The sequence below is a fragment of the Streptomyces sp. NPDC029164 genome (assembly GCF_055563995.1).
In genome coordinates this window covers 67,942-80,603 of sequence record NZ_JBVHWW010000002.1, presented here as the reverse complement: position 1 = coordinate 80,603, position 12,662 = coordinate 67,942, and the positions used below count along the sequence as shown (strand labels likewise).

The following is a 12,662-nucleotide window of genomic DNA, read 5'->3' as shown; positions in this document are numbered from 1 at the left end:
CTGAACCGGCTGGCACGCTGTGGAACCCGGAACCACGGATTCACAGACCGTGGCGTGCGCAGACCGACCGAGATGCTCGAAGCGAGGCACCGCATGGACGCTCCGCCCACCAGATCGGCCAGACGCGAATCGGCCCGGATACCCGTCGAGGGCGGTGCGGCCGAGCCCTCACCGGATGCCGTGCTCATCCGTCGGACCCTCGCGGAGATCGCCCCCATCGCCGACAAGGTCACCTCGTACTTCTACGCGCTGGTCTTCTCCGGGCACCCCGAAGTGCGGGGCATGTTCCCCGCCGCCATGGACACGCAGCGCGACAGGCTGCTGAAGGCGCTGCTGACCGCCGCCGAGCACATCGACAATCCTGAGGTACTCACCCCCTACCTGCGCCGGCTGGGCACGGGGCACCGCAAGTACGGCACCATGGCCGGCCATTACCCGGTGGTCGGCGAGGCCCTGGTCGGGGCGCTGGCCCGGTACGCCACCGACAGCTGGGGGCCGCAGACCGAGGCCGCATGGGTGCGGGCGTACACCGCGATCTCCCAGATCATGATCGACGCGGCGGCCGAGGACGAGGTGAAGGCACCCGCGTGGTGGCACGCGGAGGTGGTCTCCCACGATCTGCGCACCTCGGACATCGCGGTGCTGACGGTCCGCCCCGACCAGCCGTACGCCTTCCTCGCAGGCCAGTACGCGAGCCTGGAGACCCCCTGGTGGCCGCGGGTCTGGCGGCACTACTCCTTCGCCTCGGCACCGCGCGCCGACGGGCTGCTGTCGTTCCACGTCAAGGCGGTCCCCGCGGGCTGGGTCTCCAACGCGCTGGTGCGCCACGCCCGCCCGGGGGACGTACTGCGCCTCGGACCGCCGGCCGGGTCGATGGTGGTGGACCACACCACGGACAACGGGATGCTGTGCCTGGGCGGCGGCACCGGCATCGCCCCGATCAAGGCGCTGATCGAGGACGTGGCCGGGCACGGCGAGCGCCGGCCGGTGGAGGTGTTCTTCGGGGCACGCAGCGACAACGATCTGTACGACAAGGACACGCTGCTCGGGCTGCAGCGCTCCCATCCGTGGCTGTCGGTGCGCCCGGTGGTGGGCGACGGACTGGCCGGGCAACTGCCCCAGGCCGTGGGTGAACACGGGCCGTGGAGCTCGTACGACGCCTTCGTCTCCGGGCCGCCGGCGATGATCCGGAGCGGGGTGGACGAGCTCCTTCGGATCGGCATCCCCGGCGAGCGGATCCGCCACGACGCCGTGGAGGAACTCGTGGGCATCGCCGGCTGAGACCGGCGGCCAGCCGCCGGTCTCAGCCGGGATCAGCCCAGGTCGGGAGCGTGCATGGCGCGTACGCCCTCGATGTTGCCGTCGAGGTAGTGCCGCAGGGACAACGGGACGAGATGGACGGCGGCGATGCCCACACGGCTGAAGGGCACGCGGACGATCTCGTACTCGCCCTCGGGTTCGTCGATTTCGGGGCCGTGGCGAAGGCTCGGGTCCATCGATTCGAGGCGACAGACGAAGAAGTGCTGCACCTTCACGCCCGTCACCCCCCGGTCGGCGATGTGCTCGACGGTGTCGACGAAGCAGGGCACCACATCGGTGATCTTCGCGCCGAGTTCTTCGTGGACCTCTCGGTGGAGGGCGTCGGTGACGGTGGCGTCCGAGGACTCGACTCCCCCGCCGGGGGTGAGCCAGTACGGATCGACGCCGGGCTTGGTGCGCTTGATGAGGATCAGGTCGTCACCGTCGAGCAGGATCGCGCGGGCGGTGCGTTTGACCACGGGACGTTCGGTCATGGGAGAAGAGTGGCCCACCACTCCCCTTCTGAAACGCACCACGGCCGGAAAAGAGGGGGCTCACCAGTGCACGGCGGCATCCACCAGCCGGTCGTGCGCCCGCGCGAGATGGGCGAGGGCGAGGCTCCCGGTCCGCACGACCAGGAACCAGGTGCGCAGCGGAGGCACGGAGGGCTCGGCCAGGGCCACGATCCGGCCGCTGTCGAGGGCCTCCTGGCACAGGTAGCGGGGCAGGACCGCGAGTCCGGCGCCGGCCCCGACACATTCCAGTACGGCCCGCAGGTCGGGCGCGACCACGGTGGCCGCCAGGGACCGGGCATCGGGCGGGGTGTCGAAGACGGCGGTCCAGTAGCGGGTGACGAGCGGCAGGGTCTCGTGGACCTCCACGACCGGGATGCCGTCGAGAGCGGCGGGGCCCTGCGCGCACAGCCGCCCCGTGCCGACGAGGGCGGCCCAGTCCGGCGCGGCGACCAGGACGTGCTCCTCGTCGCACAGGGCGGTGACGGTGAAGAGCCCGCCGCGCGGATGGGCGGTGGTGACGACGAGGTCGTGGTGACCGGCGGCGAGCCCGTCCAGGGTCGCTTCGGCGCCGGTCTCCAGGGCGGCGCGCAGGGTGTGGCCCTGGCCGATGAGGGGCGCCAGGGCGGGGAGCACGCGCAGGCTCAGGAACTCGGGTGGCCCGGCGACGTGGAGGGTGCGCAACGCACCGGCGGCCTCCCGCTCGGCCTCGGTGATCCGCAGCAGGGCGTCGAGGTGCGGGGCGGCCTTGTGGGCCAGTTCGTCACCGACGGCGGTGGGGGTGACACCGCGGGCCCGGCGGTGGAACAGGGGCCGCCCCAACTGCCGTTCCAGGGTGCGGATCTGCGAGGTAACGGCCGGCTGGGACAGCCCCAGGAGGGCGGCGGCGCGGGTGAACGAGCCGGCCCGGTGAACGGCGACGAAGGTGCGCAGCAGGGCCAGGTCCATCGCGGCACCTCTCGGTGGGGGCCTTCAACTATAAATATGCCGATAGACCCCTGTCGTTACCGTGATTGGACTCTGACGAAGAGTCAATTAGCCTTGTCGCGTGGTTCTTCGCGGGCGGGAACCCTGGGCGGTCCGAGCCACGAGGGGGGAGGCTCGGACCGTCCGTCCAGGGCCTGCTCAGCCGGGGCCGCCTGCAAGATCGAGGGCCCGCAGCACGTCCGCGACCAGGTCCTCGGTGTCCTCGGCCCCGGCGGAGAAGCGGATGAACCCCTCCGGCACGGCGTCGCCGCCCCACCGTCCGCGCCGCTCGGCGGTGGACCGCACTCCACCGAAACTCGTGGCGTCCTCGACCAACTGCAGAGCGGACATGAAGCGTTCCGCGTGGGCACGGTCGGCCAGGGTGAAGGAGACCACCGAGCCGAAGCCCCGCATCTGGCGGGCGGCCGTCTTGTGCGAGGGGTCCGTGGCCAGGCCCGGGTAGCGCAGCCCGGTCACGTCGGGCCGGCCGGCCAGCGCCTCGGCGACGGCCAGGGCGTTGGCCCACTGGCGCTGCGCGCGCAGCTGGATCGTGGCCAGGGAGCGGTGGGCGAGCCAGGCCTCCATCGGGCCCGCGATCGCGCCGACGATCTTGCGCCAGCGCCGGACGCCCGCGGCGAGCTCCGGGTCGCGGCAGACCACGTACCCGAGCAGCAGGTCGCCGTGGCCGGTGAGGCCCTTGGTGCCGCTCGCCACGGAGAAGTCCGCCCCGAGCTCCAGGGGCCGCTGTCCGAGGGGGGTGGCGAGGGTGTTGTCGACGGCGACGAGCGTCCCGTCGGCGTGCGCCGCGTCCACGAGGCGCCGTACGTCGCACACGTCGAGCCCGGGGTTGGACGGGGTCTCGATCCACAGCAGCCGGGCTCCGTCGAGGACCGCGAGCTGGGCGTCGTCGCCGGTCGGGGCGGTGCGCACGTGGATCCCGTACGCCTCCAGCTGCTCCCGCACCAGGGGCAGCGCCTGGTAGCCGTCGTCCGGCAGGACCACGGTGTCGCCGGTGCGCGCCTGGGAGAGGAGGACGGCGGAGACGGCCGCCATGCCGGAGGCGAAGACGATGGTGTGCACCTCCTCGCCGGGGGCCTCCAGTTCCCCGATCGCCCGCTCCAGCAGGGTCCAGGTGGGGTTGGTGTCGCGGCCGTAGGCGTACGGGCCCTCGACGTCGCCCGGCAGGTGGAAGTGGGCGGCGAAGACCGGTCCGGGCAGGGTCGGTTCGTTCTTCACGGGCTCCGGCAGTCCGGCGCGGACCGCGCGCGTGCCGTCGCCGATCGCCTCGGCGGTTGTCTCGGGGGCGTACTCGTTCACGCGGTGTGCTCCTTCAGGGCCTCGCGTATGGCGTCCAGCAGACCGGGGCTCGCCGCCTCGACCAGCTCCAGGCACTCCTCGAACCCGTCGAGGGACCCGTAGTAGGGATCCGGTACGTCGGTCTCCGCGGCCGCGGCCGCCGGATCGTAGGACCGCAGCAGCCGGATCTTGGCGGCGTCCCGCGGGGTGGGTGCGAGCGCCCGCAGGTCCCGCAGGTGTCCGGCGTCGAGCGCGATGACGAGGTCCAGGCGGTCGAACCAGGAGACGTGGAACTGCCGGGCCCGGTGGTCCTGCTCGTAGCCCGCGGCCTCCAGGACGCAGACGGTCCGCGGGTCGGCGCCCTCGCCCTCGTGCCAGCCGCCGGTCCCGGCGCTGTCCACCTCGACCAGGTCGCCGAGGGCGGCCCGCGTCACGTGGGCACGGAAGACGGACTCGGCCATGGGGGAGCGGCATATGTTGCCCGTGCAGACGAAGCAGACGCGGTACGTGGGCGTCATGGAAGTCCCGTTCAGTTCTTGTCGGGCAGGACCATGTTCACGGCCCAGGAGACGACGGAGATGATCAGGCCGCCGAGGACCGCGGTCCAGAACCCGTCGACGTGGAAGCTGAGGTCGAGCTTCGAGGCCAGCCACGAGGTCAGGAGCAGCATCAAGGCGTTCACGACGAGGGTGAACAGGCCCAGGGTGAGGACGAACAGCGGCAGCGAGAGCAGCTTCACCAAGGGCTTGACGATCAGGTTCACCAGGCCGAAGACCAGTGCGACCAGGATCAGGGTGAGCGTCCGGCGGCCCAGACTGCTGCCGTCGTCGAGGGTGATGCCGGCGAGGAGCCAGACGGCGACGGCCAGGGCCGCCGCGTTGGCGAGCGTCTTGACTACGAAATTCATCATGTGTCTGATCGTGGCAGAGATGATCCCGGTGGGACATCCGCAGATCAGCGGATGCGACGGCGCTACCGAACACAAGGGGCACAACCACGATGAAAGCGTTCCGGCTTGACGAGCTCGAAGCCGAGCGGGCCGCCAACGACGGCGCCTATCTGCAGTTCCTGCGCGAGCGGAACATGTCGGTCGGGCTGTACGCGCTCGACGCCGGGCAGGTCGATCCGCAGCAGCCGCACCGCCAGGACGAGGTCTACTTCGTCGTGAGCGGGCGCGGCGCGATCACGGTCGGGGAGGAGACGACCACCGTGGCGCGCGGCAGCGTCGTCTACGTCCCGGCGGGCGTCCCGCACAAGTTCCATCACATCACCGAGGACCTGAAGGTGATGGTGGTGTTCTCCCCGCCGGAGAGCTGAGCGCACCGGACGCCTGCGGGTCGCCGCCCCGGTTCCCCTAAGGGGAGGGTCAGGGGACTCCGGGGGCTCGCGGGCCCCGATCCGGGGCCGCGGACTCCTAGCATCGAGAGCAGGAAGTCACGGACGAGGAAGAGGTCGAGGACATGAACGGCATCCGAGAGACATTCGCAGGCATGCCCTGGTGGGTTAAGTGGGTCGCCGTTCCGCTGCTGGCGCTGTTCGTGTTCGGCGGTGTGATCACCACCATCCTGAGCGTGCTGATCGGGTTCGTCTTCAAGCTGCTCCTCTTCATCGGCCTCGTCGCCGGCCTGGTGTTCGTCGTCAAGAAGGTCGGCGGCCGTACGAAGTCCTCCTCCGGCGACTGGTAGGACGAGGACCAGGAGGAGGGACCAGGACGAGGGACCAGGAGGAGGGGCCGGCCGGAGGGGGGCGGCCGGAGGGACCGGCAGGAGGAGGGCGGAAGCGGACGAGCCGGGTGGTTCCGGGATTAAGCCAGGTGAGGGAACGTGAAGTGCTAAACCGCTCACATCCCGGGAATCGGCGGATAGAGTGGCAATCTGCGCCGTTCCCTGGGCACCGAAAGCCGGTACTGCCGCTCTGACCTGCGGCGATGCTAAGGAGCCGCCGAGTACGACCCCCAGGGGCCACGGCATACGCGGGGGCGGCCCCCGCAGGGTGGGTCTCCCCGAAGGCCCGCCGCCACACCTGGGGGTGAGCTTTGTCTCCGGTTCACAATGCCGGTGTGCCGACACTGATCGGTTCGGTGCAGAGGGCGCTGAGGCTCCTCGAAGCAGTGGGGTCCCATAGCGAGGGAGCGCCGGCGAAACAGCTCGCGCGCGAGGCCGGGCTCCCGCTTCCCACCGCGTACCACCTGCTGCGCACCCTCACGCACGAGGGCTATCTGCGCCGGGAGGGCGGGGTCTTCGTCCTGGGCGACGCCGCGGGTCGGCTCGCCGGTGGGGGACTCCAGCAGAAACGTCGCAGCATGATCCTCGACTCCCTCGCGCACTTCCGCGACGCGGTCGGGGCCCCCGTCTACTTCGCGGTCTACCGCGAGGGTGAGATCGAGGTCGTGGGCGTTTCCGACACCCAGTCCAGCCCGGCCTGCGAGGAGTGGGCCGACTTCCGTGAGACCGGCCATGCGCACGCCATCGGACAGTGCCTTCTCGGGCAACTCGACGAGGAAATGCGCAAGGACCATTACGACCGTCATCCCGTCGAGCCGATCACCGCTTATACCGTGCGGGATCTCCGGTCCCTGGAGTACCGGATCGGGGCCCTCGGGCGAATGCAGCCAGTAACCGAACGCCAGGAATATGCACTTGGCACTGTCTGTGCGGCCATCCCCATCACAGCGGGCGATACCGCCGCAACCATGGCGGTTTCTCTCCCCTTGCACCAGGAAGATCGATTGCTCTGTGTAGTCGATCGGCTACGGAGTGAAGTAGGCGCGCTGTTGAGCACCCTCTCCTTCTCTATCAGTATCTGAAAACTCACTCCTTGTGATCTGCTAGCGCTTCCACCACTCTTGTCAAGAGGAGCCTGGGGGATCATTCCTGGCCACTTCCACTACAGCGGGGTAGGCAATGCGCGAGTCGGTACAGGCAGAGGTCATGATGAGTTTCCTCGTTTCCGAGGAGCTCTCGTTCAGGATTCCGGTGGAACTCCGGTACGACGCCCGTGATCCCTACGCGGTCCGGCTGACCTTCCACCTTCCCGGAGACGCGCCCGTGACCTGGGCGTTCGGCCGGGAGCTCCTCCTCGACGGCATCAACAAACCGTGCGGTGACGGCGATGTGCACATCGCCCCCACCACTCCGGAAGACCTGTCCGACGTCCACATCCGGCTGCAGGTCGGCGGCGACAGGGCCTTGTTCCGCGCCAGCGCGGCCCCGCTCGTCGCGTTCCTCGACCGCACCGACCGGCTCGTACCGCTCGGACAGGAGCGGAACCTGGGCGACTTCGAGGAGAACCTCGACGAGGCGCTCGGCAAGATCCTGGCCAGGTCCAGGCAGAACGAGCAGAACGCCGGCTGACGCCCCACCCTCAGCGCTTGCGCCGCCGGCCCCGGCCGCTGCGGACCGGCCCCGAGGCCGGCGCGGCGTCCCGGGATCCCGGCCGGTCGGCGGACACGACCAGCGAGGCCAGCGCCGTGGTCACGGGGACGGAGGCCACCAGTCCGATCGAGCCCACGAGGGTCCGTACGATCTCCACCGCGACCAGCTCGCTGTTCGCCACCGAGCCCATGCTGCTGTTCGCGATGGAGAACAGCAGGAGCAGCGGCAGCGCGGCACCCGCGTAGGCCAGCACCAGGGTGTTGACCACCGAAGCGATGTGGTCACGGCCGATCCTGATCGCCGCCCGGTACAGGCCGCGCGGCCCCATCGAGGGGTCCGCCGCGTGCAGTTCCCAGACCGCCGAGGTCTGCGTGACCGTCACATCGTCGAGCACGCCGAGCGATCCGATGATGATGCTCGCGAGCAGCAGACCGCTCAGGTCGATGTCCGGGTACAGCCCGTGGATCAGCCCGGTGTTGTCGTCCGTGTTGCCGGTGAGGGACGCCCAGTCGATGAACACCGAGCCCAGCAGACCGATCAGCAGCAGCGAGACGAGGGTGCCGAGGACGGCGACCGAGGTGCGCGCGGTCAGGCCGTGGCACATGTAGAGCGCGATCAGCATGATGGCGCTCGCCCCGACCACCGCGACCACGAGCGGGTTCGAACCCTGCAGGATGGCCGGGAGGATGAAGAGGGTCAGCACGCCGAAGCTGACGATCAGCGCGATCAGGGCGAACAGCCCGCGCATCCGCCCGACGAGGACGACCGAGACCGCGAAGATGCCGGCCAGCACCGCCAGCGGGATCTTGCGGTTCACGTCGATCACGGAGTACTGGAGGTCGCGGGGGGCGTCCGGCGCGTACGCCACGACCACCTCCTGGCCGTCCGTCAACTGCCGTGGCGCACCCGGCTGGACGATCTCCACGAAGGTCCGGCCCTTGTCCGGGCCGGTGCCGACCTCGACGGTGGCCTTCGCGCACTCCCCGGTCTGCGCCGCCTGGGCCTCGCGGCCCTCGGGCGTGGTGGGATCGGCGGTCGGCGGTACCTGCGCGGCGTTCACGGACTTGCAGTCGACGCGTTCGAGGGAGACGACCTTGCCCTGCTGCGTCTGCCGGTCGAAGCCCACCCCCGTGCGCTCGTGAGCGGGGGCGCCGCCCGGCCAGAGCACCACCATGCCGATGAAGACGGCGGTGGCGAAGGGGATCAGTACGGCCGCGATGACCTTGCGCAGGTGCTTCGAGACGGGTGCCGCCGGACCGTGGCCGTGGCTGTGGGAATGACCGCCGGAGTGACCGGCGGACGGCCCGGACGAGTGCTCTGCGGAGTGCCCGGAGCCGTGGTGCTCGTGGCCGTTGTGGCCATGGGGCTCTGTGGGCTCGGTGGGGGGCTGCGGCGAGGGCGTCACCAGCAGATCATCGCAAGAGATGAGGGGGCCCACTGTTCAGCACGCCATGGATGACGCTAGCGTGGGGGCACCTTTGCACAACGCGGGAGCTCGGAGCACCGGGCTGAGAGGACGCTGATCACCGTAAGCGCATCACGGATGCGTACGGGAGGAGGCTGCGTCGACCGCCGAACCTGTTACCGGGTAATGCCGGCGTAGGGAGATAGGTCTCATGACCATTCAGGACGCACGCACGCCTGCCGTCAGCCAGGACGCCGACGGCCAGACCGAGCGCCAGCCCGGCTGGCACAAGGGCTACGTCGCGGGCTCCCGCCCCGACATCCGGGTGCCGGTCCGCCAGGTCCACCTCACCAACGGCAAGGACGTGACGCTCTACGACACGTCCGGTCCGTACACCGACCCGCAGATCGATACCGACGTCCGCCGGGGCCTCGCCCCGCTGCGCGAGAACTGGATCATCGGCCGCGGCGACACCGAGGAGTACGCGGGCCGTCCCGTGCGCCCCGAGGACGACGGCATCAAGCACACCTCGCCGCGCGGTGGCCTCAAGAACCTCGACGCGGTCTTCCCGGGCCGCCCGCGCCAGCCCCGCCGGGGCCGTGGCGGCCAGGCCGTCACGCAGCTCGCGTACGCCCGCCGGGGCGAGATCACCCCGGAGATGGAGTACGTCGCGATCCGCGAGAACGTCTCCCCCGAGGTCGTTCGTGAGGAGATCGCCGCAGGTCGCGCGGTGCTTCCCGCGAACGTGAACCACCCCGAGATCGAGCCGATGATCATCGGCAAGCGGTTCCTGGTGAAGGTCAACGCCAACATCGGCAACTCCGCGGTCACCTCCTCGATCGAGGAGGAGGTCGACAAGATGACCTGGGCGACCAAGTGGGGCGCCGACACGGTCATGGACCTCTCCACGGGCCGCAACATCCACACCACCCGCGAGTGGGTGCTGCGCAACTCCCCCGTCCCGATCGGCACCGTGCCGCTCTACCAGGCGCTGGAGAAGGTCGACGGCCGCGCCGAGGACCTGACCTGGGAGATCTACAAGGACACGGTCATCGAGCAGGCCGAGCAGGGCGTCGACTACATGACGGTCCACGCCGGCGTGCTGCTGCCCTACGTGCCGCTGACCGCCCGCCGCAAGACCGGCATCGTCTCGCGCGGTGGCTCGATCATGGCCGCGTGGTGCCTCGCGCACCACAAGGAGAACTTCCTCTACACGAACTTCGAGGAGCTCTGCGACATCCTCGCGACGTACGACGTCACGTACTCGCTGGGTGACGGCCTGCGCCCCGGCTCCATCGCGGACGCCAACGACGCGGCCCAGTTCGCCGAGCTGAAGACGCTGGGCGAGCTCAACACGATCGCCAAGCGCCACAACGTGCAGACGATGATCGAGGGCCCGGGCCACGTCCCGATGCACAAGATCAAGGAGAACATCGACCTCCAGCAGGAGATCTGCGAGGAGGCGCCGTTCTACACGCTCGGCCCGCTGACCACGGACGTCGCGCCCGCGTACGACCACATCACCTCGGGCATCGGCGCCGCGATGATCGCCTGGTGGGGCACCGCGATGCTCTGCTACGTCACGCCCAAGGAGCACCTGGGCCTGCCCAACCGCGACGACGTGAAGACCGGCGTCATCACGTACAAGATCGCGGCGCACGCCGCCGACCTGGCCAAGGGGCACCCCGGTGCCCAGGAGTGGGACGACGCGCTGTCGGACGCACGGTTCGAGTTCCGCTGGGAGGACCAGTTCAATCTGGCCCTCGACCCGGTCACGGCCCGTGAGTTCCACGACGAGACCCTCCCCGCCGAGCCGGCCAAGACCGCGCACTTCTGCTCCATGTGCGGTCCGAAGTTCTGCTCGATGAAGATCTCTCAGGACATCCGCCGCGAGCACGGCGGTGACCTGAAGGCCGATGAGATCCAGGCGGGCATGGCGGAGAAGTCCGCCGAGTTCGCGGCCTCGGGCAACCGCGTCTACCTGCCGCTGGCCGACTGACGCGACGCATGACCGGAGGGCGCCGCTCCATGGCCTGTCGGGCCGGGGCGGCGCCTGCCGCGTCAGGCGACCACGAGGTACGGGTCCACCTTGCGCCGGGCGAAACCGAGGTTGGCGAGGACCCGGTCCCGGTGCTCGTCGGGAAGGGCGTCGCCCGCGAGGAGCCGTTCGCAGCAGTCCAGCGACTCCCGGTACTCGCCGACCCAGTAGGCGGCCACGGCGAGTTCGTCGAGGGCGCGCCACTCGTGCCAGTCGAACTCGACGAACAGGACGTCGTCCGGGCGGGGGATCCGTACGGCCTGCCGGGCGAACATGTACGCGAGGGGCCAGCGGCCGTCGTTGCGGCAGATGCGGGCGAGATCGCCGAGCGCCTCGGCACGCGAAGGCCGGCTCTCGTGGGCGCGCAGGTAGCGGTCCATCACCTCGGCCGCCGGTCTCCCGAGGCGGGCCGCGATCCGTGCGGCGTAGAGCCGGGCGCAGAACGATTCCTCGGCGAATCCGGCCATGCCCGCCCGGAGGTCGTAGGCGGCGAGGGACTTCTCCGCTTCTCCGGCGTCGCGCCAGCTCTGCGCCAGATAGAACGCGTAGCGGGCATTGTCCGGTTCCCCGGCCAGGCCTTGTTCGAGGATTCCCGCGTCGTGCAGGTACTTCTCCCGCTCGCCGCCTTCCCGGAGGCGTGCTCCGCCGCCGACGACGAGGATGTCGAGGCCTTCGAGCACTCCCTGGCTGTACCGGTCTTCGCAATCGAGGTACTCGTGGAGCACGCCGACGTATTTCCACGGCAATCGGGTGGAGACGAGGGCGGGCCGCCAGTGGACGACGGGCTCGTGGTGCACGGCGAGGCGGTACGCGTCGAGGGTGAGGTCCGGCATCCGGAACCCCGGCTGGACCTGCATCACGTCGTCGGCGTCGATGAAGAGCAGGTAGTCCGCGCAGGGGCGGGCGAGCTCGATCGCCTCGCTGCGGCTGCCGTCGAATCCCCGCCAGGGCCGCTCGTACAGGACGCCGGGCAGATCGCCGAGGAATTCCCGGATGACGTCCTGGGTGCCGTCGGTCGAGCCGGTGTCCACGATCACCCACGTGTCGATCAGCGGACGCACCGATTCGAGGCATCTCCGGATCACCGGAGCCTCGTTCTTGACGATCATGTTCAGGCAGACTTTTGCTTTCACGAGCCGACGGTAGGGATCCGGGTATTCCCCTGCAAGGAAGCTCGAACGGCCATTGGGGGCGCCGCATTAGTTCGATAAGTGGACTTTTTCGCACGGCGGCCGGGGACTGGCGACCGCGATCCCCACGATGACCGTGGCGACCCGACAGGGCCCCTCGTGTTTCGAGAAGGACCGGCGCATATGAGCCCCGAATACAAGACCGGGTCGGCCCTTGGCCCGCTGCCCAGGCGGCGCGGCTGGCTGACGGGCGGAACCCTGGCCTCGCCGGCCCCGCGTCCGCCACGGCCCAGGGCGTACGGGCGGCCGAGGCGGGCGGGCGGTCCGCGAGGCGAGCCCGACGGGCGGCGGGGACAAGTGCAAGCCGAAGCCGCGCAAGAAGCAGAAGCCCGGCCCGAGGGCGGCCGAGTCCGTGGCCGGGCCGCGCGGCGGCGCCACGTGCGACCAGGTCAAGCAGGGCCCGCCGGGACCGCGCGGCCCGAGGGGCGCGACGGGCGCCACCGGGTTGTCCGAGTGCCTGAGCATCGACGCCATCCGGGACAACAACGACCGAGTTCAAGACGGTGCTCCCGGGCGGGTCCCAACACGCTGACGTGCAACCGGGTGTGGAACCGGCCCATGGTGCAGCCCGACGAGGGTGAC

At 70.1% G+C, this 12,662-nt stretch carries 13 protein-coding genes; 6 read left to right on the top strand and 7 right to left on the bottom strand.

Features of this window, described 5'->3' with window-relative positions; all coding sequences use genetic code 11:
• Positions 1-72 precede the first annotated feature (72 nt).
• Positions 73-1,281: a globin domain-containing protein gene (locus ACZ4VT_RS02880; RefSeq protein WP_467946418.1), complete on the top strand. Its 1,209-nt coding sequence runs from the start codon at positions 73-75 to the stop codon at positions 1,279-1,281.
• A gap of 32 nt (positions 1,282-1,313) precedes the next feature.
• Here the strand turns inward: ACZ4VT_RS02880 and ACZ4VT_RS02875 are convergent, their stop codons facing one another.
• The 5 genes from ACZ4VT_RS02875 to ACZ4VT_RS02855 form a co-directional block, all read right to left on the bottom strand.
• Positions 1,314-1,793, bottom strand: a complete 480-nt coding sequence (locus ACZ4VT_RS02875) for an NUDIX hydrolase (protein ID WP_362856386.1) — start codon at positions 1,791-1,793, stop codon at positions 1,314-1,316.
• Positions 1,794-1,853: 60 nt separating this feature from the next.
• Positions 1,854-2,759, bottom strand: a complete 906-nt coding sequence (locus tag ACZ4VT_RS02870) for a LysR family transcriptional regulator (protein ID WP_467946025.1) — start codon at positions 2,757-2,759, stop codon at positions 1,854-1,856.
• Positions 2,760-2,936: 177 nt separating this feature from the next.
• The gene (locus ACZ4VT_RS02865; protein ID WP_467946024.1) at positions 2,937-4,094 is read right to left on the bottom strand and encodes a cystathionine gamma-lyase; all 1,158 of its coding nucleotides are present in this window, start codon (positions 4,092-4,094) and stop codon (positions 2,937-2,939) included.
• Positions 4,091-4,591: a low molecular weight protein-tyrosine-phosphatase gene (locus tag ACZ4VT_RS02860; protein ID WP_467946022.1), complete on the bottom strand. Its 501-nt coding sequence runs from the start codon at positions 4,589-4,591 to the stop codon at positions 4,091-4,093. Before ACZ4VT_RS02860 ends, ACZ4VT_RS02865 begins: the two co-directional genes overlap by 4 nt.
• An 11-nt stretch (positions 4,592-4,602) precedes the next feature.
• Complete coding sequence (locus ACZ4VT_RS02855; RefSeq protein WP_467946020.1) at positions 4,603-4,983, bottom strand: phage holin family protein; 381 nt, start codon at positions 4,981-4,983, stop codon at positions 4,603-4,605.
• Positions 4,984-5,072: 89 nt separating this feature from the next.
• Here ACZ4VT_RS02855 and ACZ4VT_RS02850 point away from each other — a divergent pair, with 89 nt between their 5' ends.
• The 4 genes from ACZ4VT_RS02850 to ACZ4VT_RS02835 all read left to right on the top strand — a co-directional run bounded on the left by ACZ4VT_RS02850 (position 5,073) and on the right by ACZ4VT_RS02835 (position 7,426).
• On the top strand, positions 5,073-5,390 hold the full coding sequence (locus tag ACZ4VT_RS02850; protein ID WP_467946018.1) for a cupin domain-containing protein: 318 nt from the start codon (positions 5,073-5,075) through the stop codon (positions 5,388-5,390).
• Positions 5,391-5,533: 143 nt separating this feature from the next.
• Positions 5,534-5,758 carry a DUF5326 family protein gene (locus ACZ4VT_RS02845; protein WP_362811683.1) on the top strand — a complete coding sequence of 75 codons (225 nt, stop codon included), beginning with the start codon at positions 5,534-5,536 and terminating at the stop codon, positions 5,756-5,758.
• A 383-nt stretch (positions 5,759-6,141) separates the two neighbouring features.
• Positions 6,142-6,879, top strand: a complete 738-nt coding sequence (locus tag ACZ4VT_RS02840) for an IclR family transcriptional regulator (RefSeq protein WP_467946416.1) — start codon at positions 6,142-6,144, stop codon at positions 6,877-6,879.
• A 97-nt stretch (positions 6,880-6,976) separates the two neighbouring features.
• The gene (locus tag ACZ4VT_RS02835; protein ID WP_467946016.1) at positions 6,977-7,426 is read left to right on the top strand and encodes an SsgA family sporulation/cell division regulator; all 450 of its coding nucleotides are present in this window, start codon (positions 6,977-6,979) and stop codon (positions 7,424-7,426) included.
• A 10-nt stretch (positions 7,427-7,436) separates the two neighbouring features.
• On the opposite strand, the gene ACZ4VT_RS02830 is transcribed toward ACZ4VT_RS02835, so the two are convergent.
• Positions 7,437-8,852: a YibE/F family protein gene (locus ACZ4VT_RS02830; protein ID WP_467946015.1), complete on the bottom strand. Its 1,416-nt coding sequence runs from the start codon at positions 8,850-8,852 to the stop codon at positions 7,437-7,439.
• Positions 8,853-9,063: 211 nt separating this feature from the next.
• On the opposite strand from ACZ4VT_RS02830, the gene thiC reads away from it, so the two are divergent.
• Positions 9,064-10,851, top strand: a complete 1,788-nt coding sequence (thiC, locus tag ACZ4VT_RS02825; protein ID WP_467946014.1) for a phosphomethylpyrimidine synthase ThiC — start codon at positions 9,064-9,066, stop codon at positions 10,849-10,851.
• A 62-nt stretch (positions 10,852-10,913) separates the two neighbouring features.
• Here the strand turns inward: thiC and ACZ4VT_RS02820 are convergent, their stop codons facing one another.
• Complete coding sequence (locus ACZ4VT_RS02820; protein ID WP_467946012.1) at positions 10,914-12,023, bottom strand: glycosyltransferase; 1,110 nt, start codon at positions 12,021-12,023, stop codon at positions 10,914-10,916.
• Positions 12,024-12,662 lie beyond the last annotated feature (639 nt).